The sequence below is a fragment of the Pseudomonas sp. P106(2024) genome, from assembly GCF_057480815.1.
Map to the genome: position 1 here is coordinate 183,277 of NZ_JBLIYU010000006.1, position 23,079 is coordinate 206,355.

At 63.7% G+C, this 23,079-nt stretch carries 25 protein-coding genes; all 25 read right to left on the reverse strand.

Annotation, left to right across the window (positions count from 1 at the left end; genetic code table 11):
• A complete protein-coding gene (fliR, locus tag AC25M7_RS12595) occupies positions 1-777 on the reverse strand; it encodes a flagellar biosynthetic protein FliR (protein ID WP_028692804.1) in 777 nt (258 codons plus the stop codon).
• Positions 778-784: 7 nt separating this feature from the next.
• On the reverse strand, positions 785-1,054 hold the full coding sequence (fliQ, locus tag AC25M7_RS12600) for a flagellar biosynthesis protein FliQ (protein ID WP_023630488.1): 270 nt from the start codon (positions 1,052-1,054) through the stop codon (positions 785-787).
• A gap of 21 nt (positions 1,055-1,075) precedes the next feature.
• Entirely contained in the window at positions 1,076-1,831 is a 756-nt protein-coding gene (gene fliP, locus AC25M7_RS12605) for a flagellar type III secretion system pore protein FliP (RefSeq protein WP_028692803.1), read from the reverse strand.
• Positions 1,831-2,271, reverse strand: a complete 441-nt coding sequence (gene fliO / locus AC25M7_RS12610; RefSeq protein WP_486971131.1) for a flagellar biosynthetic protein FliO — start codon at positions 2,269-2,271, stop codon at positions 1,831-1,833. The genes fliP and fliO overlap by 1 nt, the downstream gene beginning before the upstream one ends.
• 9 nt (positions 2,272-2,280) lie before the next feature.
• Positions 2,281-2,745 (reverse strand): flagellar motor switch protein FliN, encoded by a 465-nt coding sequence (fliN, locus tag AC25M7_RS12615; RefSeq protein ID WP_028692801.1) that lies wholly within the window; start codon positions 2,743-2,745, stop codon positions 2,281-2,283.
• 46 nt (positions 2,746-2,791) lie between these two features.
• On the reverse strand, positions 2,792-3,760 hold the full coding sequence (fliM, locus tag AC25M7_RS12620) for a flagellar motor switch protein FliM (RefSeq protein ID WP_028692800.1): 969 nt from the start codon (positions 3,758-3,760) through the stop codon (positions 2,792-2,794).
• A 10-nt stretch (positions 3,761-3,770) separates the two neighbouring features.
• The gene (fliL, locus tag AC25M7_RS12625) at positions 3,771-4,268 is read right to left on the reverse strand and encodes a flagellar basal body-associated protein FliL (RefSeq protein WP_028692799.1); all 498 of its coding nucleotides are present in this window, start codon (positions 4,266-4,268) and stop codon (positions 3,771-3,773) included.
• 145 nt (positions 4,269-4,413) lie between these two features.
• Positions 4,414-5,754, reverse strand: coding sequence for a flagellar hook-length control protein FliK (locus tag AC25M7_RS12630; RefSeq protein WP_062360703.1), 1,341 nt, complete (start codon positions 5,752-5,754; stop codon positions 4,414-4,416).
• Positions 5,755-5,822: 68 nt separating this feature from the next.
• On the reverse strand, positions 5,823-6,161 hold the full coding sequence (locus AC25M7_RS12635; protein WP_189662233.1) for an Hpt domain-containing protein: 339 nt from the start codon (positions 6,159-6,161) through the stop codon (positions 5,823-5,825).
• Positions 6,162-6,204: 43 nt separating this feature from the next.
• Positions 6,205-7,896: an ATP-binding SpoIIE family protein phosphatase gene (locus AC25M7_RS12640; protein ID WP_307942231.1), complete on the reverse strand. Its 1,692-nt coding sequence runs from the start codon at positions 7,894-7,896 to the stop codon at positions 6,205-6,207.
• Positions 7,897-7,904: 8 nt separating this feature from the next.
• Positions 7,905-8,210: an STAS domain-containing protein gene (locus AC25M7_RS12645; RefSeq protein WP_028692795.1), complete on the reverse strand. Its 306-nt coding sequence runs from the start codon at positions 8,208-8,210 to the stop codon at positions 7,905-7,907.
• Positions 8,211-8,289: 79 nt separating this feature from the next.
• The gene (gene fliJ, locus AC25M7_RS12650; protein WP_028692794.1) at positions 8,290-8,742 is read right to left on the reverse strand and encodes a flagellar export protein FliJ; all 453 of its coding nucleotides are present in this window, start codon (positions 8,740-8,742) and stop codon (positions 8,290-8,292) included.
• Between the two features lie 6 nt (positions 8,743-8,748).
• Positions 8,749-10,104: a flagellar protein export ATPase FliI gene (gene fliI, locus AC25M7_RS12655; RefSeq protein ID WP_038706560.1), complete on the reverse strand. Its 1,356-nt coding sequence runs from the start codon at positions 10,102-10,104 to the stop codon at positions 8,749-8,751.
• Entirely contained in the window at positions 10,094-10,867 is a 774-nt protein-coding gene (fliH, locus tag AC25M7_RS12660; RefSeq protein ID WP_062360699.1) for a flagellar assembly protein FliH, read from the reverse strand. The genes fliI and fliH overlap by 11 nt, the downstream gene beginning before the upstream one ends.
• 179 nt (positions 10,868-11,046) lie before the next feature.
• Positions 11,047-12,066 (reverse strand): flagellar motor switch protein FliG, encoded by a 1,020-nt coding sequence (fliG, locus tag AC25M7_RS12665; RefSeq protein WP_028692791.1) that lies wholly within the window; start codon positions 12,064-12,066, stop codon positions 11,047-11,049.
• Positions 12,059-13,837 carry a flagellar basal-body MS-ring/collar protein FliF gene (fliF, locus tag AC25M7_RS12670; RefSeq protein ID WP_028692790.1) on the reverse strand — a complete coding sequence of 593 codons (1,779 nt, stop codon included), beginning with the start codon at positions 13,835-13,837 and terminating at the stop codon, positions 12,059-12,061. The genes fliG and fliF overlap by 8 nt, the downstream gene beginning before the upstream one ends.
• Positions 13,838-13,852: 15 nt before the next feature.
• Positions 13,853-14,185, reverse strand: coding sequence for a flagellar hook-basal body complex protein FliE (gene fliE, locus AC25M7_RS12675; protein ID WP_028692789.1), 333 nt, complete (start codon positions 14,183-14,185; stop codon positions 13,853-13,855).
• Positions 14,186-14,292: 107 nt separating this feature from the next.
• Complete coding sequence (locus AC25M7_RS12680) at positions 14,293-15,669, reverse strand: sigma-54-dependent transcriptional regulator (protein WP_207851960.1); 1,377 nt, start codon at positions 15,667-15,669, stop codon at positions 14,293-14,295.
• A complete protein-coding gene (locus AC25M7_RS12685; protein WP_028692787.1) occupies positions 15,666-16,883 on the reverse strand; it encodes a sensor histidine kinase in 1,218 nt (405 codons plus the stop codon). The genes AC25M7_RS12680 and AC25M7_RS12685 overlap by 4 nt, the downstream gene beginning before the upstream one ends.
• 159 nt (positions 16,884-17,042) lie before the next feature.
• Positions 17,043-18,518 (reverse strand): transcriptional regulator FleQ, encoded by a 1,476-nt coding sequence (gene fleQ, locus AC25M7_RS12690; protein WP_069016753.1) that lies wholly within the window; start codon positions 18,516-18,518, stop codon positions 17,043-17,045.
• Positions 18,519-18,684: 166 nt separating this feature from the next.
• Positions 18,685-18,981, reverse strand: coding sequence for a flagellar protein FliT (locus tag AC25M7_RS12695; protein ID WP_207851961.1), 297 nt, complete (start codon positions 18,979-18,981; stop codon positions 18,685-18,687).
• Between the two features lie 19 nt (positions 18,982-19,000).
• Positions 19,001-19,402: a flagellar export chaperone FliS gene (fliS, locus tag AC25M7_RS12700; RefSeq protein ID WP_028692784.1), complete on the reverse strand. Its 402-nt coding sequence runs from the start codon at positions 19,400-19,402 to the stop codon at positions 19,001-19,003.
• A 128-nt stretch (positions 19,403-19,530) separates the two neighbouring features.
• Complete coding sequence (gene fliD, locus AC25M7_RS12705) at positions 19,531-20,919, reverse strand: flagellar filament capping protein FliD (protein WP_486971115.1); 1,389 nt, start codon at positions 20,917-20,919, stop codon at positions 19,531-19,533.
• Positions 20,920-21,002: 83 nt separating this feature from the next.
• Positions 21,003-21,353, reverse strand: coding sequence for a flagellar protein FlaG (locus AC25M7_RS12710; RefSeq protein WP_486971116.1), 351 nt, complete (start codon positions 21,351-21,353; stop codon positions 21,003-21,005).
• Between the two features lie 75 nt (positions 21,354-21,428).
• A complete protein-coding gene (locus tag AC25M7_RS12715) occupies positions 21,429-22,847 on the reverse strand; it encodes a flagellin N-terminal helical domain-containing protein (protein ID WP_486971117.1) in 1,419 nt (472 codons plus the stop codon).
• Positions 22,848-23,079 lie beyond the last annotated feature (232 nt).

Consider the following 23,079-nt stretch of genomic DNA (forward strand, 5'->3'; position numbering starts at 1 on the left):
TCAGCGCGCCCGTGCCAGCTCACGCAGCCACTGCAGCGCTTCGCTGGCCAGTGCCTGGTAGTGTGGAAGGATATCGGCCAGGCCGACCCAGAAAATCCCCATGCCCAACACCAGGGTCAGCGGGAAACCGATGGAGAAGATGTTCAACTGCGGCGCGGCGCGGGTCATCACGCCGAAGGCGATGTTGACCACCAGCAGCGCGGCGATCGCCGGCAGGATCAACAGCAGCGCAGCACCCAGCACCCAGCTCAGGCGCCCGGCGATCTCCCAGAAATGGTTGACCACCAGGGCACTGCCCACCGGCAACGTGGTGAAACTCTCGGTCAGCACCTCGAACACCACCAGGTGGCCGTTCATCAGCAGGAACAGCACGCTCACCAGCATGGTCATGAACTGGCTGATCACCGCGACGTTGACGCCGTTGGCCGGATCGACCATGGAGGCGAACGCCATACCCATCTGCACGGCGACGATCTGCCCGGCGATGACGAAGGCCTGGAACAGCAACTGCAGCGAAAAGCCGAACAACGCCCCGACGATGACCTGCTCGGCGCACAGCAGCACGCCGCGCACGCTCAACGGATCGATCTCGGGCAATGGCGGCAACCCCGGCACGATGACCACGGTGATCGCCACGGCGGCATACAGGCGCACCCGCGCCGGCAGCATCTTGGTGCCGAAGATCGGCATGGTCATCAGCACCGCCATCACCCTGAACAGCGGCAGGATGAAGGTGGCGACCCAGGTGCCGATCTGCGTATCGGTCAGCTCCAGCATGGCGGCCTCAACCGATCAGCTGCGGAATGCTGGTGTACAGGCCGATGAAGTACTCCATGAACTTCTGCACCAACCAGGGCCCGGCGACGATCAGCGTGATCAGCATCACCAAAAGGCGCGGCAGGAAGCTCAGGGTCTGTTCGTTGATCTGCGTGGCGGCCTGGAACATCGCCACCACCAGGCCGATCAGCAGGCTCGGCACCACCAGCACGGCGACCATCAGGGTGGTCAGCCACAACGCATCACGGAACAGGTCGACAGCGACTTCAGGTGTCATGCAAGGCTCTCCTTGGCGGCGTCAGACGCCACCGAAACTGCCGGCCAGGGTGCCCATGATCAGCGCCCAGCCATCGACCAGCACGAACAGCATGATCTTGAACGGCAACGAAATGATCAGCGGCGACAGCATCATCATACCCATGGCCATCAGCACGCTGGCGACCACCATGTCGATGATCAGGAACGGGATGAAGATCATGAAACCGATCTGGAACGCGGTCTTGAGCTCGGAGGTGACGAACGCCGGCACCAGGATCGTCAGCGGCACCTGGTCGGGCCCGGCAATGTCGGTGCGCTTGGACAGGCGCATGAACAGGTCGAGGTCGCTCTGTCGGGTCTGCGCCAGCATGAAGTCCTTCAACGGCCCCTGGGCCTTGTCGATGGCCTGCTGGGCGGTCATCTGCTCGGCCAGGTAGGGCTGCAGGGCGTCCTTGTTCACCCGGTCGAACACCGGCGCCATGATGAACATGGTCAGGAACAGCGCCATGCCGGTGAGCACCTGGTTCGATGGCGTCTGCTGCAGGCCCAGGGCCTGGCGCAAGATGGAGAAGACGATGATGATGCGGGTGAAGCTGGTCATCAGGATGACGAACGCCGGGATGAAACTCAGCGCCGTCATGATCAGCAGGATCTGCAGGCTGACCGAATATTCCTGCTGCCCGTCCGCCCCACTGGACAGGGTGATGGCCGGGATCGACAGCGGGTCGGCGGCCAGGGCCAGTGGTGCTGCCAACAGCAGCGCCAGGGTCAACAAAAAGCGCAGCGCGCCGCTCATCACGTCTTGTCCTTCTGATCCTTGCCCATCAGCTCGAGCAGCCGTTGGGCGAATTCCGGCGCGGCCTGGCGCGCCGTAGCGGGCACCTCCACGGGCTCGGCCAGCACATGCAAGGCCTCGATGCTGCCGGGACTGTGACCGATCAGGATCTGCTCCTTGCCCACCTGCACCAGCAGCAACCGGTCGCGCGGGCCGATGGCCCGGCTGCCGACGATCTCGATCACCTGCGCGCCACGCTGAGCATTGCCCTGCATGCGGCGCAGCAACCAGGCCAGGAACAAGATAAGCCCCACCACCAGCAGCAGACCGAAGACCATCTGAGCCAACTGCGCGCCCAAACCGCCGGGCAACGGCGCGGCAGCCGAGGCGTTGGGCTCGGCCGCGGCGATCACCACTTCACTGACCAGCAATGCACCGAGGGCAATCAGGCCCCGCACCATGCGCTTCACTCAGCGCAGCTTCTTGATACGTTCGCTGGGGCTGATCACGTCGGTCAGGCGGATGCCGAACTTCTCGTTGACCACGACCACTTCGCCATGGGCGATGAGGGTGCCGTTGACCAGCACGTCCAGCGGCTCGCCCGCCAGGCGGTCCAGTTCGATCACCGAACCCTGGTTGAGCTGCAGCAGGTTGCGGATGCTGATCTCGGTGCTGCCCACCTCCATGGAGATGCTCACCGGAATGTCCAGGATCACATCCAGGTTCGGGCCTTCGAGGCTGACGTGCTCGTTGGGCTTGGGCGAACTGGCGAATTCCTCCATCGGCAGGCGATCGCCACCAAGGTGGCCGGCATCGCCACCGAGCAAGGCATCGATGTCGGCCTGCCCGGCATCACCCGTCTCTTCCAGGGCAGCAGCCCATTCGTCGGCCAAGGCCTGTTCCTCGGGAGAGTTGATCTCGTTTTCGTTAGCCATGATTTCCTCGACAGGCATTCAATACGTTGGAGCGATCGGCACGCCGTCAGCGGCGCTCGATCGGGTCGATGATCTGCAGCGACAGGGTGCCCTTGTGCGAGCCCAGCCGCGCCTTGAACGACGGCACGCCGTTGGCGCGCAGCACCAGGTGCTCCGGCAGCTCCACCGGAATCACGTCACCCGGCTGCATGTGCAGGATGTCGCGCAGCTTCAACTGGCGGCGGGCGACCGTGGCCGACACCGGCACATTGACGTCCAGCACGTCTTCGCGCAGGGCCTTGACCCAGCGTTCGTCCTGGTCGTCCAGATCGGACTGGAAACCGGCGTCGAGCATTTCGCGCACCGGCTCGATCATCGAGTACGGCATGGTCACGTGCAGATCGCCGCCACCGCCGTCGAGCTCGATGTGGAAGGTCGAGACCACCACCGCCTCGCTGGGGCCGACGATGTTGGCCATGGCCGGGTTGACCTCGGAGTTGATGTACTCGAAGGTGACCGGCATGATCGCCTGCCAGGCTTCCTTGAGGTCGACGAAGCACTGGTCCAGGACCATGCGCACCACGCGCAGCTCAGTCGGCGTGAACTCACGACCCTCGATCTTGGCGTGACGGCCGTCGCCACCGAAGAAGTTGTCCACCAGCTTGAACACCAGCTTGGCGTCGAGGATGAACAGCGCGGTGCCACGCAACGGCTTGATCTTGACCAGGTTGAGGCTGGTGGGCACGTACAGCGAGTGCACGTACTCGCCGAACTTCATCACCTGCACGCCGCCCACTGCCACGTCGGCGGAGCGACGCAGCAGGTTGAACATGCTGATGCGGGTATAACGGGCGAAACGCTCGTTGATCATTTCCAGGGTCGGCATGCGACCCCGCACGATACGGTCCTGACTGGTCAGGTCGTAGCTCTTGATGCTGCCGGGCTCGCCAGCGCTCTCGGTTTGTACCAGCCCATCGTCCACCCCATGCAACAGGGCATCGATCTCATCCTGGGACAGCAGGTCCTGCACGGCCATCTATGTGCTCCTACTGCAATACGAAATTGGTGAACAGCAACTGGTCGACGACCGGCCTGCCGACTTCCTTCTGCGCCACTTCCTGCACTACCGCGGTGGCCTTCTGACGCAGCATCTCCTGCCCGACCGGGCTGCTGGCGAGGGTGTCGAAGCCCTGGCCGGAGAACATCATCACCAGGTTGTTGCGGATCACCGGCATGTGCACTTTCAGCGCCTCCAGGTCGGCCTGGTTGCGCCCCTGCATGGTAATGCTCACCTGCATGTAGCGCTGGCGGCCGTTCTGGTTGAAGTTGACCACGAAGGCCGGCGCCAGGGGTTCGTAGATCGCCGCCGGCTTTACGTTGCTCTGCGCAGCGTCAGGCGCTGGCGCCGACGCGCTCTTGTGCATGAAGAACCACGTGGCGCCCACCGACAGGCCGACCGCCAGGAGCAGGGCCAGCACCAGCAGCAGGATCAACTTGAGTTTGCCTTTAGTGGCGGGGTCTTTCACTGCGTCACTCTTCGCCATGCCAATAATCCGTCGTCCATCGGGGTTTCAAAGAAGGATGACGTGGCTTGAGCAAGTGTTATGCCAGATTTGACCGAGAAGGAAGGTACCGGCCCTGTCGCCAGACAAGCGCCACCCGAAGGTGGCCGCGCAGGGCCGGCGAATATCAGGCGTAATAGTCGACCATGCTGTCGCCGACCACCACTTGATGCTCGGCAGGACGCGCGCCCTCGGCAGGATCGACGCCCTCCCCAACCGCCTCGGCGCGGCGCGCCGCCACGCCGGACAGGCTCGAGCCGCCCTGCTGCGCCTGCTGCTGTTGCTGGCCGCGGGACTGGTCGGCCACGCTGACGTCCGGCTGCGCCAGCCCCTGTTGGGCGAACAGCTCGCGCAGTCGATAGACCTGGCTGTCCAGCGCATCGCGCACGCCGGCATGCCCACTGACAAAGTGAATCTGGGTGGGCTGGTCCGCCGCGACATTGACGCGGATGTCCAGGCGCCCCAATTCAGCGGGTTCAAGCTGGATGTCCGCCGACTTGAGGTTCTGGCTCGACAGGTACATGACCCGGTTCACCAGGCCTTCGGCCCAGGCGCCCTGGTTCATTGCCAGCGGCTGCTGCAGCGGGTTCGGGGTCACCGGTACGGCATTGGCGGTCTTGGGCGTCGCCGCCTGCGTCAGGCTGGCCAGGCGGTCGGCGAAGTCATCGACCCGCGTGTCGCTGCTGGCGCCCTTGATATCCTTGAGGCCATCGTCGATCAGCCCGGCGAATGCCTTGTCGCCATGCTCGGCGTTCCCCGCTTCCTGCTCGGCCTTGCCAACCACGTTCGCCAAGGTATTGACGGCTGTGGCGGCGGGATCGGCAGGCGCCTGGCTGCTGTCGGAGCGGCTACTGGCCGCATGGGCCGATGTGGTTCCCTTGGCCTGGGCGTCCTGCTCCAGCGCCAGGCGCAAGGTCGGCATGTTGGCCAGAGGGTCCGCCTCCGGATCGAACGCGGCATCCTTGGGCGCTTCCTCGACGACCGCCGCCGCCGACACAGGCTGTGGCGCCTGCGCCGCCGCCTGCAGCACCGGGGCGACCGCTTCGGCCTGGGCCTGGATCAACTGCGCGCCCGGCTGGGCGTCGGTGACCTGGCCAGCCACCAGGCTGGCATCAAGGGACGAGGTAGTGTCGCCTTCGGTGGCTTCATCCGCCTCGGCAACAGGCTTGCTGCCCGGGATGACTGGCAAGTTATTGCCGTCATCGGCAACCGCCGGCTTGCTGGCGTCGTCCGGCTTGCCGCCTGCGGCAGGTGCGGCCTGCTCCTTGGATTTGGCCGGGTCGGCCCCCTTGGCGACCTTGTCGTCACGCGCTGGAACGCTGTCGCGCCCCTGCCGGGCCATGACCTGGTCGAAGCCATCGCCTTGGCTGGCCGGGGCTTGCAGCGGCTTGTCCGCCACACTGGCAGCCGGGCGCGACGTCTTGTTGACGAGGCCGGCTTGCAACAATGGATTGGATGCGACAGGCATTGAGAGGTCTCCGCTGCAGAACTGGTAAAATGCGTCTGTGCGAAGAAAAGCAAAACTCGCGCCAATTTTTACTCGGCGGCGATCCGCTGCCGCTCGGCACGGTAGAAGCGCTGGACCTCCACGTACTCCTGGTCGATGCGGTTGATCAGGTCTTCAATACCGTACAAAGGTTGCTGGCGGACCCGCTCCTCCAACTCCCGGCACAGCTCGGCCAGACCAACGGCGCCCATGTTGCTGCTGCTGCCCTTGAAGCTGTGCGCGGCCAGGCCCAGCTCTTCGGCGTCCTTGGCCTCGTGCAGCTGGCTCAGGCGTCGCTCGGAGTCTTCGAGGAAGGTTTCCAGCAACTGCAGGTAGCCATCTTCCATGACCTCCCGCAAGTCACTCAGCACCCTCTGATCGATATGCATGTCCACCACTTGTTCACTCCCTGATCAAGCCGCGCAAACCGGCTCACCATTGAAACTCCACGCGCGCCAGACGGCCACCTTCCAGCCACTGGGCATTTTCCGCCAGCCGCCGCACCAGGCTCACTCCGCGCCCACTGAACCCGTGCCCACACGGCCTGTCGAGCGGCAAGCGCGCCACATCGAAGCCTGCGCCGCTGTCGCGAACCTCGATGGTCAGACGCCCGCCCGCACCTTGAGGTTCCACCCGCAGGGCAATGCCGACGCTGCCATGCACCTCGCGTCCCAGACGCTCGGCGCGCTGGCGATAGTACTCGGCGAAGCCGTCGGCGTCGCACTTGAGCGCCGAGTCCAACCCCAGCACGCCATGCTCCAGCGCATTGGCATACAGCTCGCTCAGCACACTGTGCAACTTGCCGCTGCTAGGCCTGAGCCCATGAATCTCCTGCAACAGCTGTACCAGATATGGCACCGGGTTGAAGCGACCCAGGCTCTCGCCCCGCAACTCGAACTGCATCGACCAGTCCAGTGGGCTGGAACGACCACTGTCGGAGTACACCACCGCCTGCGGCGCGACAGGCTCGGGGCCCAGCATGCGGATATCGCACAGGCTGATATCGTCACGAGACTGACCACCGAATCCCGCCAGCGCCTGCATGAGCTCGTCGAACAACACCGCCGGATCACGGTTGGCCGCCAGCACCTCGCGCAGGCGCTCCACGCCAAACAGGCAGTCCTGCTCATCAGCCGTATCAACGACGCCGTCTGACAGCAGGAACAACCGCTCTCCCACCGCAAGCGGCATCACCTCGGTAGCATCGTCGAACTGTTCGGGCGAAAGGATTCCCAGCGGCAAGTGGCGCGAAGGGAGGACACCCAGCACCTCGCCTTGCGACGACAAACGATAGCCATCCGGCATGCCACCGTTCCAGAGCTCCACCGTCCCTCGCTGGTAACTCAGGTTGAGCAACAGCGCGCAACAGAACATATCCACGGGCAGGATGCGCTTGAGCTTGGCGTTCATCTCCCGCAGGGTTTCGACCAGGCCATAGCCCTTGGCAGTCATGCCATAGAACACTTCCGCCAATGGCATGGCGCCGACCGCGGCCGGCAAGCCATGACCGGTGAAGTCACCCAGTAGCACATGCATGTCGCCCGAAGGCGTATACGCCGCCAGCAACAGGTCGCCGTTGAACAACGCATAGGGCGACTGCAGGTAACGGATATTCGCAGCACTCAGGCAGCCGGAGTGGGCGACCTTGTCGAACACCGCCTTGGCCACCCGCTGTTCGTTGAGCAGGTGATGGTGATGGCGGGCGATCTGGTCGCGCTGCTCCAGCACCGTTGCCTGCAGGCGACGCAAACGGTCCATGGCGCGGATCTTCGCCGCCAGGATAACGGCACTGTAGGGCTTGGCCATGAAGTCGTCGCCACCGGCCTCCAGGCAACGCACCAGCCCCTCCTCTTCATTGAGCGAGGTCAGGAAGATGATCGGCACCAACGCCTCGCCCGCCAGCGCCTTGATCCGCCGCGCCGCCTCGAAACCATCCATCACCGGCATCAGCGCATCGAGCAGCACCAGCTGCGGTCGTCGCTCGGCGAACAGCGCCACCGCCTGCTCGCCATTCTCGGCGGTGACCACCACGTGCCCCTGGCGGCGGACGATCTGCGCCAGCAACAACCTGTCCGCGGCGCCGTCCTCGGCCACCAGCACGGTCAACGGCTGATCGGCGGCCATGGCCAGGCTCAACTGATGTCGAACAGCTTTTCGAAGTTGGAGATCGCCAGGATCTTGCGCACATCAGGGCTGGCATGGACCACACGGATATCCGAGTCCTCGCCGCCGACATGGTCGCGCAGCAACAGCAACATGCCCAGCGCCGAGCTGTCGAGATACGTGGCTTCCTTCAGATCGACCACCACGGAATCCGGGCGCGGACGCTGATGCTCGTAGGCATTCCTGAATTCCTGATGCTTGCCGAAATCAAAACGCCCCTTGACCTTGATCGTCAGCTTTTTCCCGTCCTGTGAAAAATCAGTTTCGACTGCCATGCGAGCGATTCCTTCGATGATGGCGAATGCGGCTTCTGAAGGTTTAGCAGGCGCTGGCGACGAGCGCCAGTCAGGTCGATCAGGGGTGACCCTGGCGTGGCAGGCGTTGGGACAGCTCGTCGAGCAGCTTCTGCTCGCGCTTGTCCTCGGCACGGCGCGCTTCGTCCAGATAACGCTGGACCAGCTTGCGCAGCCCTTCGACGCGGGCATAAGCCTGCTGCCAGGTGTTGCGGGCGTTGTTCAGGTTGTTCTGGTGCCAGGCCATGCTCTGGCGCTGCTGGGTCATTGCCGTTTCCAGCTGCCCGAGGAAACGCTGGTAGTTGACCAGCCAGTTGCCGTCGACACCCTGGCTGCCGCGATTGATCCATTGCTGCTGATAGGCCTCGCGAAAACTCTCGAGCTCGGCCTGCTTGGCCTGGGCATCGCTGAGCAGCTTCTGGAAATGCCCCAGGCGCTGGGCGGCCTTGCGCTCGGCCTCTTCGGCCATTTCCACCACCGGCACCAGGCGTGCCGCTCGGCTGGGCTGGGCCATGATCTATCAGCCCGCTGGCGGCGCGAACACCGCGGCCAGTTCTTCACGGCTCTGCGCCATGCCGACATTCTCATCCAGACGTTGGCGCAGGAAATCCACCAGTTTGGGTTGCAGGGCGATGGCCAGGTCGGTTTCCGGATCACCACCGGCCACATAGGCGCCGACACTGATCAGGTCGCGGCTCTGCGACAGGCGCGACCACAGCTGCTTGAATTTCTGCGCCTGACGCAGGTGATCGGGATCGACCACCTGGGGCATGACCCGGCTGATCGAGGCCTCGATGTCGATGGCCGGGTAGTGCCCTTCCTCGGCCAAGCGCCGGGACAGCACGAAGTGACCGTCTAGCACGCCCCGCGCCGAGTCGGCGATCGGGTCCTGCTGGTCATCACCCTCGGACAGTACGGTGTAGAACGCGGTGATCGAGCCACCGCCCGGCTCGCCATTACCGGCCCGCTCCACCAGCTTGGGCAGCTTGGCGAACACCGAAGGCGGATAACCCCGGGTGGCGGGCGGCTCGCCGATGGCCAGGGCGATCTCACGCTGGGCCTGGGCGAAACGGGTCAGCGAATCCATCAGCAGCAGGACATTCTTACCCTTGTCGCGGAAATACTCGGCAATGCGCGTGCAGTACATCGCCGCACGCAGACGCATCAACGGCGCGTCGTCCGCTGGCGAGGCCACCACCACCGAGCGCTTGAGCCCTTCCTCGCCGAGGATGTGCTCGATGAACTCCTTCACTTCGCGGCCCCGCTCACCGATCAGGCCGACCACGATGATTTCGGCCTCGGTGAAGCGGGTCATCATGCCCAGCAATACCGACTTACCGACGCCGGTACCGGCGAACAGACCCAGGCGCTGGCCACGACCGACCGTGAGCAAGCCGTTGATGCTGCGGATACCGACATCCAGCGGCTGGCTGATCGGATCACGGTTGAGCGGGTTGATGATAGGGCCGTCCATCGGCACCCAGTCCTCGGCCTTCATCCCGCCCTTGCCGTCCAGCGCGCGACCGGCGCCGTCGAGCACCCGACCGAGCATGCTCATGCCCATCGGCAGGCGACCACTGTCGTCCAGCGGCACCACGCGGGCACCCGGGGCCAGGCCAACGATGCTGCCGACCGGCATCAGGAACACCTTGCTGCCGGCAAAGCCCATGACTTCGGCCTCGACCTGCACCGGGTGGTAGCTGTCGTCATTGATCACCAGGCAACGGCTGCCCACCGCCGCGCGCAGGCCCTCGGCCTCGAGGGTGAGGCCGACCATGCGCAGCAGGCGCCCTTCGACGATCGGCTGGTCGGGCAGCTTCACCGCATCGGCGTAGCCCTCCAGGCGCTTGCCGAAGCTGGTACGGTCAAGGCGCATCGGTTTCACCCGCCGGCACGTCCAGTTCGACGGAAATATCCGGCGAAGCAGGATGCAGGGCCTGGTCGTGGGACTGGTCGAACAGTTGCGCCACAGCCTTCTCGATACGGGTTTCCATGGTCGCGTCGATCCGGCTGTGAGCGGTCTCGATCCGACAGCCCCCCGGCAACAGCGACTCGTCCTCGAGCAGCTTCCAGCTCTCCTCGTGACGCTCGCGCAAGGCCTTTGCCAGCTCGAAGTCCTGCGGGTTGAGGTGGATACGGATGTTGTCGGCGCCCATCGGCAGCAGCTTCAACGCCTCACGAAGCACGTGGGTGATCTGGCTCGAGTCGCTGCGCAGCTCACGACCAATGACCTGGCGGGTCATGCCGGCGACCAGCTGCACCAGGGCTTTCTCGATCTGCGTATCCTGCTCGGCAATGGGCTCGAGCAGGTGGCTCATGATTTGCTCCAGGCTGGCCAGCTTGGCCGCCAGGGCCACTTCGGCTTCCTGTCGAACCTTCAGTTGAGTGCTGTGGAAGCCTTCGCGCTCGCCGGTGGCGAAGCCTTCGTTGTAGGCCTCCTGACGGATGGCCTCGAGTTCCTCGAGGGTCAGTGGCTGGACTTCCTCCAGCGGCACTTCTTCGACTTCCTCCTCGATGACTTCCGGCTCAGGCTCGGGTTCCGGCTCAGGCTCGGGATCGAAGCTGGGCAGCGCCCACACGTCCACACCCTCGAGGTCGCGGGCACGGATCAGGTCGCTGGGGTGTTCGGTGGTGGACATGTTTTCAGGTACTCAAAAGCCATCTGCAACCAATGCGCCCCTGTAGGAGCGGCCTTGTGTCGCGAAAGGGCTGCAAAGCAGCCCCACGATCTCGATGTCACCGCAAGCTGTCGGGGCAGCCTTGCTGCCCTTTCGCGACACAAGGTCGATCCTACAGTAGAACGCGCGCGCCCCACCGATCAGATCATTTCCTCGGCGCCCTTGCCGCCCAGCACGATCTCGCCGGCTTCGGCCATACGGCGGGCGATGGTGAGGATTTCCTTCTGCGCCGTCTCCACGTCGCTGACCCGCACCGGCCCCTTGGCCTCCAGGTCGTCGCGCAGCAGCTCCGACGCACGCTTGGACATGTTCTTGAAGATCTTGTCCTTGACCCGCTCGTCGGCACCCTTGAGCGACACCACCAGCACATCGGAGGACACCTCGCGCAGCAGCGCCTGGATGCCACGGTCGTCGACGTCGGCCAAGTTGTTGAAGACGAACATCAGGTCTTCGATCTGCTCCGACAGGTCGCTGTCGATCTCGCGGATCGCGTCCATGAGCGCGCCTTCCACGGAGCTGTCGAGGAAGTTCATGATGTCGGCGGCGCGCTTGATGCCGCCCAGGGTGGTGCGCGCGGCATTGGAGTTGCCGGAGAACTGCTTCTCGAGGATCTGGTTGAGTTCCTTGAGCGCCGCCGGCTGCACGGTGTTGAGCGACGATACGCGCAGGACGATGTCCAGGCGCACCTTGTGGTCGAAGTTGCTCAGCACTTCACCGGCCTGGTCGGGGTCGAGGTAAGCGACCACGATGGCCTGGATCTGCGGGTGCTCGTAGCGGATGACGTCGGCCACGGCGCGCGGCTCCATCCACTTGAGGCTGTCCAGGCCGCTGGTGTTGCCACCGAGCAGGATACGGTCGATCAGGCCGTTGGCCTTGTCCTCGCCGAGGGCCTGGTTGAGCATCTTGCGGATGTAGCCGTCGGAACCGACGCCCAGGCTGGTCTGGTCGCCGACGATCTCGACGAACTCGCTCATCACCTGCTCGACCTGCTCGCGATGGACGTTGCCCATCTGCGCCATGGCCACACCGACCCGCTGCACTTCCTTGGGGCCCATGTGGCGCAGGACCTGCGCGGCATCGGTCTCGCCGAGCGAGAGCAGGAGGATGGCCGCCTTGTCGACGCGGCTCAGCTTGGCGGTAATGGCTCGATTGTCACTCATCGGCGTTGATCCACTCTTTCACGACCTGGGCCACGCGGCCCGGGTCTTCGGCCACCAGGCCCTTGATTGCGTTGAGCTGTGCCTCGTAACCCTCGCTCGGGCTCGGCAACAGAATACTTGTCGGGCCACCCAGGCTGACGCGGTCGTTGGCCAGTTCGCCATCCAGACCGATCATGCCGCCCAGCTCCATGTCGCTGTCCGTGGCAGCCTGCTTGCCGCCACCTGTAATGTTGTTGAGCACCGGACGCAGCACGCCGAACACCAGCACCAGGATGAACAGCACGCCCAGCACCTGCTTGACGATGTCCCAGAACCACGGCTGCGAGTAGAACGGAATGTCGACCAGTTCGTCGCCACGGTCGGCGGCGAACGGCACGTTGATCACGGTGACGCTGTCGCCACGGCTGGCATCGAAGCCCACCGCGTCCTGCACCAGGCGGGTGAAGCGCGCCAGGTCCTCGGCGCCCCACGGGGTGCGGGTGGCTTCGCCAGTGGCGGCGTCGAGCTTGACCTGGTCATCCACCACCACGGCCACCGACAGACGGGTCAGGCGACCTTGCTGCTGACGGGTGTGGCTGATGGAGCGGTCGAGCTCGAAGTTCTTGGTACTCTGCTGACGCTTGTCGCTCGGGTACGGCGCGAGCATCGGCTGGCCGGTGGCCGGGTCCATGATCTGCTGGCCGTTGGCGTCCACCAGCGGCTGGCCGGGCTGGATGGCACCGGCCGGCGTGGCGGCGGCCTTGGCGTTTTCGGGCGCGGAGGCGCCGGCCGGCGGCTGGTTGCTCAGGGCCCCCGGCACACCTTGCGGCCCCTGGCTGCTGGCACGCTGTTCGTTGACCGACTGCTCGCTGCGCAGCGCAGGCTGGTCAGGGTTGAACTGCTCGGAGGTAGACTCGACGGCGCTGAAGTCGACGTCGGTCGACACTTCGGCCTTGTAGCGGTCGTTGCCCAGCACCGGCTGCAGGATATTGTGCACGCGCTGGGTGAGCATGCCTTCCATGCGGCGGCTGTAGTCGAACTGCTTGCCCGCCATGGTCAGGGCGGTGTCCTGCAACTGATCGGAAAGCAGATTGCCCTTCTGGTCGACCACGGTCACCTGGGACTTGTCCAGCTCCGGAACGCTGGTGGCCACGAGGTTGACGATGGCCATGACCTGGCCGGCTTCCAGGCTGCGGCCCGGGTACAGCTCGACCAGCACCGAGGCGCTGGGCTTGCGCTCGTCACGCACGAACACCGAGCTTTTCGGGATCGCCAGGTGCACGCGGGCGGCCTTGACGTTGTTCAGGCTCGACACGGTGCGCGCCAGCTCGCCTTCAAGGCCGCGGCGGTAGCGGGTGGCTTCCATGAACTGGCTGGTGCCCAGGCCCTGCTCCTTGTCGAGCAGCTCGAAACCGACATTACCGTCGCTTGGCGCCACACCGGCGGCGGCCAGTTTCAGGCGCGCACGGGAGAGGTCGTCGGCCTTGACCAGCAGGGCGCCGGAGTTCGGCTCAACCTTATAGGGAATATCGGCTGAAGCCAGCGCGTCCACCACCTGCTTGGTGTCCATGCCCGCCAAGCTGCCGTACAGCGGCCGGTAGTCCGGCTGCTGCGACCAGAGCACCACGGCGAAGCCGATGGCCACGCTGGCGGCCAGCCCGACCAGCAGGCCGACCTGACGCAGCATGGGCATCTGCGAGATGTTTTCCAGAAATGCCATGCCGAACAGCGGCGGCTTGGCTGCTGGCGGGCCACTCTTGGCGGGGGCGTTATCGACGACTGCTTCGGCCATGACTCACTCTCGCCCTTATACCGGCATCTGCATGATGTCCTGGTACGCCTGTACCAGTTTATTGCGTACCTGGGTCAGGGCCTGGAACGACACCGAAGCCTTCTGCGAGGCGATCATCACATCGGTCAGGTCGACACCGCTCTTGCCGATCTCGAAGGCGTTAGCCAGCTGGGAGGAAGCCTGTTGCGTTTCATGCACCTTGCCAATGGCCTGGCCGAGCATGTCGGCGAAGCTGCTCTGGCCGGGCGCCAGCTCAGGCGCGGCGGCAACCTTGGGCTGGGACATGGCTTCGGCCTGCATGGCGCGCATGTCCAACATCAGACGATTGAATTCAACACCTTGGGTCATGGACTTCTCTCTCCGGCTGCCGCACTTTTTTTGACACTCATGCAGCGAATGGGTTGGTGCTAGCAAGAGGAGTGCCAGCCAACCCGAAAAACATTCAAAACGACGTATCAACCAAACAGGCTGGCCTCGACATCCAGACCAGCGTCACGCATCTGCGCCAGCTTGTAGCGCAAGGTGCGTGGACTGATCCCGAGACGCTCGGCAGCCTCCTTGCGACGCCCGCGCTCGGCGCGCAGGGTGTCGATGATCATCTGGAACTCGTGCCGGCGCATGTCATCGCCCAGCCCCCCGACCTCGGCGGCCGACTCGACAGATAATGGCTCAATAGTGGCCATTTTCGGTACCGACAATGGAATGGCGCCAGCCAGACAGAAATCCGCCGCCTCGATGACGCCTCCCTGCTGGAGGATCAGCGCCCGCTGTATGGCGTTATCCAGTTCACGCACATTGCCCGGCCAGGCGTAGGCTTGCAGGCACGCCCGCGCTTCGGCGGACAAGCGCACCTGGGCATGGCGCATTTTCTGCGCATGGCGCGCCAGCAAACGCTCGGCCAACGGCACGATATCGGCTGGACGCTCACGCAGCGCCCGCCAGGCCATGGGGAAAACCGAAAGACGGTAGTACAGGTCTTCTCGGAAGCGCCCGGCCGCCACCTCCCCCGCCAGGTCGCGGTTGGTCGTGGCGAGAATGCGGATATCCAGGGCGATGGGCTTGCGCCCACCGACGCGCTCGACCTCACGCTCCTGCAGCACGCGCAGCAGCTTGGCCTGCAGGCCCAGCGGCATCTCGGAAATCTCGTCGAGCAGCAGGGTGCCGCCATCGGCTTGCTCGAACTTGCCGGCCTGGGCGGCGATGGCGCCGGTGAACGCCCCCTTCTCGTGACCGAACAGTGTCGCCTCAAGCATGTTGTCCGGGATCGCCGCGCAGTTGATCGCCACGAACGGCTGGTCCACGCGCCGCGACTGCTGATGGATATAGCGCGCCAGCACCTCTTTGCCAGTCCCCGACTCACCGGAAATCAACACCGTCGAATCGCTTTGCGCGACCCTGGCTGCCAATTCCAGCAATTGCCGACTTGCAGGCTCGCAAGCCACCGGCCCCTCCTCGCCCGCTGACGCACCGGCACCGACGGCATGCCGCGCCACCAGGCTGATCAACGCCTTGGGCTCGAAGGGCTTGACCAGATAGTCGACAGCCCCTTGGCGCATGGCCTCAACGGCCCGCTCAACCGCCGCATGGGCGGTCATCAGCAACACCGGGAGTTGCGGGTGGTTGCGGCGCAGCTGCGCCAACAGCTGGTGACCATCCATGCCCGGCATGTTCACGTCGCTGACCACCAGACTGAACGACTCCTCGGTCACCGCCAGCAAGGCGTCTTCGGCGCTGCCGACGGCGCGCAGGCAGAAGCCGCCGATTTCCAAGGTATCGGCCAGCGCCTGGCGCAGGACCCGATCGTCCTCCACCAGCAGAACCTTGACACTCATTGACCTGCCTCCAGCCGGCTGTCGATCAGCGGCAACACCACGGTGACACAGGTGCCACGCCCAGGCTTGGAGCGCAGGCCCAGCGTGCCACGGTGCGCGCGCACCACGGCCTGAACCACTGCCAGCCCCAGGCCGGTGCCGGTAGCCTTGGTGGTCAGGAACGGTTCGCCAAGACGCGTCAGCAGTTGCGCGTCGATGCCGCTGCCGGCATCACTCACGCAGATGCGCAGGCTATCGTCGCGACGGGACAGATGGACCTTGATTCGCGCCGGCTCATGACTGGCCTGCAGGGCGTTCTCGATCAGGTTGAGCAGCGCGCCAACCAGGGTGTCGCGGTTGCACAGCAAATCGCCAAGATGACTGTCGCACTGCCAGCGCACGGCATGCCCCTGGACATGGGCATGGGCCGCCTGCTGCAACGCCTGGAACAGCGCTTTCGGGCTGATGCGGTCGCTCAGGGGCAACTCGCCGCGGGCGAACACCAGCATGTCGCGCACCTGATGCTCCAGCTCGTGCAGGCGCTCCTTGAGGTTGCCGGCGAAACGCTGACGGGTCTCCTCCGCCAGCGCCTGCTGCGGGTCGGCCAGGTGACCGGCATACAGCATCGCCGCCGAGAGTGGCGTACGGATCTGGTGGGCCAGGGACGCGACCATGCGCCCCAGTGACGACAGGCGCTCGTGGCGCGCCAACTGGTCCTGCAGGCGCCGGGTTTCGGTCAGGTCATTGAGCAGCACCAACTGGCCGGGCTCGGCATCGAGGGAACGCGTGGCAATGGACAGACGGCGTCCGTCACGCAGCGAGACCTCGTGGCCGTCATCCTCACGCGGCGCGAAACTGCGGGCGATCACATGCCGCCAGAGCACACCGACCAGCGGCTCGCCCAGCAACTCGCAAGCCGCCGGATTGGCCTCGCGCACATAGCCCTCGCCATCGATCACGATCACCCCGCCCGGCAGCAGGTCCAGCAGGTTCTGCAGGCGGTTGGCCAGGCGCTCCTTTTCGTCCAGTTCGGCCATGCGCTGGGCGCTGACCACTGCCAGTTCGCCCTTGAGCTCGCTGACGCGCGTCTCAAGCATGTTGTAGGACTGGCTGAGCTGGCTGGAAACCTGGTCGAACAGGGCGAACGCCTGCTCGAGACCCTGCCGGCTTTCCTGCTCGAGCGGGGTGTGTCCTCGCGGATCGGAGGAATGGGAACGGTGGGCGGCCTGGGGCATCGTGCTCTCTCGCATGGCTGACCGTCATAAAAACGGTATGTTGCCAGCGGTGTAGCAATAGCCGTGCCGGAGATGGGGGCAATCAGCTGTGGGCTTGTTGACCGAGCGCAATGACCGGGGTTGTCAAGCACCCGGCCATTGCGCCAAAACCCGGCGGGATCAGTCGTCCGCCTGCTCCTCGCCACCCTGGCGGCTCATGCCGTACTTGCGCATCTTCTCCACCAGCGTGGTGCGGCGGATGCGCAGGCGCTCGGCGGCCCGGGCGACGATGCCATTGGCATCGTCCAGCGCCTGCTGGATCAGCCCCTGCTCCAGGCTGCCAAGATAGTCCTTCAAATCCAACCCTTCGGGCGGCAGCATGGCATGGCTGGCAAAGTTCGGCGCATGCCCGTTGATCGCCACGCGCTCCTCGAGATCGGAACGCAAGCTGTCGACCAACTGCTCGTCTTCGTCATCCACGTAGCGGAACTTCTTCGGCAGTTCCGCCACGCCAATCACCCCGTACGGATGCATGATCGCCATGCGCTCCACCAGGTTGGCCAGCTCACGGACGTTGCCCGGCCAGCCGTGACGGCACAGCGACATGATCGATGCGGAGTTGAAGCGGATCGAACCGCGTTTCTCGTGCTCCATACGCGAGATCAGCTCGTTCATCAGCAGCGGAATGTCTTCCACCCGCTCACGCAATGGCGCCATCTCGATAGGGAACACGTTCAGCCGGTAATACAGGTCTTCGCGGAAGGTCCCGTCCTCGATCATGGTCTCGAGGTTCTTGTGCGTCGCGGCGATGATGCGCACGTCGATGCTCTGGGTCTTGTTGCTGCCGACCCGCTCGAAGGTGCGCTCCTGCAGGACACGCAGCAGCTTGACCTGCATCGGCAGCGGCATGTCGCCGATCTCGTCGAGGAACAGCGTGCCGCCGTTGGCCAGTTCGAACCGCCCGGCACGGCTGGTGATCGCCCCGGTGAATGCGCCCTTCTCGTGGCCGAACAGTTCGCTCTCGAGCAATTCCGCCGGAATCGCCCCGCAGTTGACCGGCACGAACGGTGCCTCGCGGCGCTTGGAGTGGTAGTGCAGGTTGCGCGCCACCACCTCCTTGCCGGTGCCGGACTCGCCGAGGATCAGCACGCTGGCATCGGTGTCGGCGACCTGCTGCATCATCTGCCGCACATGCTGGATGGCACGGCTGGTGCCCACCAGGCTACGGAACAGATTGGGCTCGCGCTGACGACCACGCTCACGGGCCTGGTCATACATCTCGCGGTAGACCTGGGCACGGTGCAGGGAGTCGAGCAACTGGCTGTAGCTCGGCGGCATCTCGAGATTGGAGAGCACGCGCCGACGCAGGTCCTCGGGGAACTCCGCGGAAGAAATTTCACCCAAAAGCAGAACCGGAAGGAACTCATCCCACCCGACCACTGTCTTAAGGAGCCCCAGCACATTGGCCGGAGCATTCACGGTCCCGATCAGGACGCACAGGACTTCGCGACTGGAAGACAAACCCTCGACCACCTGCTGCCAGTCGCCGCTGGAACAGGAGAGGTTATCTTCGCCGAGAAAATTCAGGACCACCGCCAGATCGCGGCGGCGTTCGCTGTCGTCATCGATCAGGAGAATCTTGGTTTCACGCCACATGCAATAGCAACTTCCCTAGTCATATCGGCGCCCGGAGGGCGTGCACGACATCATTCCGACTGAATGGTCAGTGTTCGGACGTCTGAATTTCGAAAACAGCCACTAGTAAAGTCAAAAAGGCCTACACAGTCAAATTTATGGCGCCTTTTGCTCAGTCCGGTGCATATTAACTGAACAAATGGTAAACCTTCGACGCATTCTTTGCTTGATTGATCTGGGTCATTTCATCGGCGATGGCCTGGCGCTCTCCGATGGTCGCGTCGAGCAGTTCGCGATAGACCTGCAACAACCCTTCCAGGCGCTCCTTGACCAGCTCTTCATCCAGCGCCGGCGCGCCAAGCATGTCGTCGATGCAGGTGCGGCAGTTCTCGTCGAGCCTGCCGATGGCATCCCAGTCCTTGGCACTCAGGGCGTTCAGCAGTGCGTCGCGGGTCTCGTCGAATCGTTGCAGTTCGCTGCTCACCTTGCTCTCCCTGCCCGGCTCAGCCGGCTTGTTGCGCTTCTGCGATCGCGTCCCAGCCGCTCTTGACGGTGATCAGCAATTGCGCGACCTCGTCGATGATCGCCGGGTCGTTGTCGATATTGGCCTGCATCAGGCGATTGGTCATGTAGGCGTAGAGGCTCGACAGCTGCTCGATGTAGGCAGGGTCCGCGCTCTTCTGCGCATCCAGGCCGTCGTTCAGGCCGATGATGATGTCGATGGCCTTGCCCAGCATCAGGCCTTTTTCGGCGATATCGCCGCGGGCCAGCGCACCTTTGGCCTGGGCCATGCGATCGAGCCCACCCTCCATCAGCATCTGCACCAGGCGATGGGGCGTTGCTTCGGAAATCTGGGCATGGGAATTGACCTTCTGGTACTGCCGAAGGGCTCTCATGGGATTCATCTTGCGACCTCGTAGCGGGCAAAAACGACTGGTTTCATAGTCCTTGTATCGGGCCGACGGCGGAAAACTTTACCTGCCGCCGGCGTGAAGCCGGACATCATGCCCGGACTTCACGGGACCTTCACGGATTATTTGTCGTTCTTGGCGTTGTTCAGTGCGTTGAGCGTGCCCAGCACGTTACTCTGCTGCTGACGCAGTTGAGCGACCAGAGTATCCATGTTGTTGTACTTGTCCTGCAGGCTGACGCGCAGGGCTTCCATACGCGTATCCAGGGTATCCTGCTCGGTCTTGAGCTTGGTCAGGCTCTCGCTCAGCGCCTTGGAGCGCTCTGCCAGGGTGCCGGTGGATGCCTTGGCATACGGTTCGGTCGCGGTCTGCAGGCGCGCCAGCAGGCCATTCTTGCCGTTGAAGATGCTGGTCAGGTCGGCGGCGTTGGTGGCCGCGGCCTTGTCCCACTTCTTGTCGTCCAGGCTGAGCGTGCCGCCATCCTGGGATGAGGTGACGCCAAAGGCGGCGAGCGACTTCATCGTGCCGTTGCCGGAAAGCGTGTTCATTTCTTCGCGGATCGATGACATCAGCGCGCGCATGGATGCGTCGCCGGTGAGCGCGGCGGGAGTCACGGTGCCGTCGGCGTTCTTGGTTACCTTGGTCTCGGCGTTAACAGCCTTGATCAGCGCGTTATAGGTATCGATGAAACCTTTCAGGCCCGACTTCAGCGCGGTGGTGCTCGTACTCAGCGAAAGGGTCGTCACCGTAGGTGCGGACGCCCCTGTCGCCGTTGGCGAAAGCCCGACCAGCTTGATGTTCAAACCGCTTACCGCGTCGCTGATGTCGTTACTCTTTGACTCCATGGAAATGCCATCGAGTTTGTATTGGGCATTCTTTGGCGGATCTACAACGGTGTAGCCAGTGTCGAGACCCGAGTTACCCGACAGCGTAATATCGGAACCTACCCCCATCTTGCTGGAGGTAACGACGAGACGCGAACCAGACGCGTCGGTCAGAATGTTGGCACTCAGACCTGCGGTACCGAACTGGCTGTTGATCGTCTCGCGCACCTGCTGCAGCGTGGCGCCCGGCGGGATGCTGACGTCGTGGTCCTTGCCATTCTGGGTAATGGTCAGCTTGGTCGCAGTGGTGCCAGGGTTGACCACGGTGCCCGCGCCGCCGGCATAAACCTTGGTGGACACCTTGGAAGCCGATGCCAGCTGGGTCACAACCAGGTTGAACGAACCAGTGGCCGCGCCTGCGCCCGCCGTGATGGTCGCAACCTTCTCATCCGACGACTTCAACGCCAGACCACCGAAGCTGTTGTCGTTGGTCATGCTGGTCAACGCACCACGGAAGGCATCCAGGGCCGCCTGGATCTTGCCGATAGAGGACAACGTGGTGGTTGCCTTCAGTGTCTGGGTGTTGATCTGTGCCTGTTTCGGCGCCTTCTGCGCGTCCACCAGGGACTTCACAATCGCCTGGGTATCGATGCCCGAACCGATACCGCTGACTGTTGAACCTGCCATCATTGCTCTCCTTGTTCGGTAGCTGCCGGGTCCTTGACGACTACACGCCGCAAATGACCGACAGCAACAAAAATCATGCCAGCTTACGCCTTGCCATCAAACAGAAGGCTGCCAGCTTCGCTGAGGCTTTGTGCCAGCTTCAGCGCCGTTTCCGACGGGAGTTGGCGGATCACATCACCGGATTCAGTGGCGATCACCTTGACCACGACCCGGCCGGTGGAATCATCGATTGAAAAATCCAGCTTGCGCTGGCTCGACTGGACGAAATCGCGGATCTCGCCAACCGCCTTCTCCAGGTCCTCGCGGGTGTGCGGCTTGTCATCGGCGGCCGCGGCTTCCGGCACCTTGGCAGGCACCAGCGGGTCCTTGGCAGTCGCCACTGCCTGAGGCAGCACCGGAGGATACACCTGGTTCAGCTTGACACTCATGTCCATGCTTCGAACTCCTCATGTCAAAAAAGCGAAAGGGCACGTAAACGCGCCCTTCCACCTCTTACTCAGGCGCCTGAATTACTGGAGCAGTTTCAGGACCGAGGATGGCAGCTGGTTGGCCTGCGACAGGATCGCGGTCGAAGCCTGCTGCAGGGTCTGCTGCTTGGTCAGCTCTGCAGTTTCCGAAGCGAAGTCCACGTCCTGCACGGTCGAACGGGCAGCGGTGGAGTTCTTCTGGATGTTCTGCAGGTTGTCAACGGTGGTGGTCAGACGGTTCTGGGTAGCACCCAGGCCAGAACGGACGCTGTCGATCGAACCGATGGCCTTGTCGATAACGGCCAGGGCGTTCTGAGCCTTGGTGGCGTCGGTGACGTCGGTGTTGGCGATGGTGGTCTTGGTCGACGAAGCGTCGGTACCGGCGTTGAACAGGCCGGTAACACCAGCGCCGCTGAGGGCGTAGCCCTTGGCCGAGTCCAGGTTCACAGCGCCAGTGGCGATCAGGCCGTCAGCCAGAGCGACGCCAGCACCGTAGGTGCCCGAGCCGTCCTTGGTTGCAACAGTGATGGTACCGGCAGCGGTGGAGTTGGCGAACGAGATGTTCTCACCGGTGTCGGACTTGACCGACAGGGTGCCTTTGGCTTCGTCGTAGTTGACGCTGATGCCCAGCTTGGCAGCGTTCGACTTCAGCTGGTCAGCCAGGTTGGCGGTATCGGTGACGCCGACGAACTTGGTGGTCTGGCCGCCAACGGTCATGTCGAAGGTAGCAGGAGCGGTAGCAGCACCGGCGCCGACAACGAACTGAGCTTCGGTGCTGGCGGTAGCGGTCAGGCCACCGATGGCGCCGTTCAGCTGGCTAGCGATAGTCTTGGCGGAAGCACCAGCGGCAACAGTGACGGAAGCGGTCTGGCCGTTACCGGTTACGGCGATGGCGCCACCTGCAACACCAGTGGTGCTCGGAGCAACGCCCAGGCTCTTGATCTGCTGGGAACCGATGTTGCTGGCAGCAACGTTTTCCAGGGTCAGGTTGATGGTTTCGTTGGCGTTGGCGCCGACCTGGATGGCCTTGGTGCCGTAGGAACCGTCCAACAGCTTCTGGCCACCGAAGGTGGTGGTGGTGGAGATACGGTTCAGTTCGGCAGTCAGAGCCTGGTATTCGTCGTTGTTCGACTTACGGTCGTCGGCGCTCAGGGAGCCAGTGGCCGAGGACAGGGCCAGGGTACGCATTTTCTGCAGGATGTCGGTCGAAGCCTGCATGGCGCCTTCGGCGGTCTGGGCGATCGAGATACCGTCGTTGGCGTTCTTCACTGCCTGGCCCAGGCCGTTGATCTGGCTGGTCAGACGGTTGGCGATCTGCAGGCCGGCAGCGTCGTCTTTGGCGCTGTTGATGCGCAGGCCGGAAGACAGGCGCTGCATCGAAGTGGTCTGGGCAGTGCTGGCCTTGTTCAGGTTAACCTGAGTAGTAACCGAAGCAATGTTGGTGTTTACAGTTAAAGCCATGACGAAATCCTCGTTGGATGGGTACTGCGGCTTCCGGCCCTGGCATCCGCCGGGTATGGCCTAGAGAACCTTCGTAATGGTTATCGTCGTCTGCGTGGGTTGCTTGAGGGCATTTTCGAAAAAAAAATGCCATCACCCCGCCACCCCCATGAAATCAGGGGGTTATTGATTTGGCGGTTGCCGATCAGGGGCTGCTTTGCAGCCCCTCACGGGGCAAGCACGCTCCTACAGG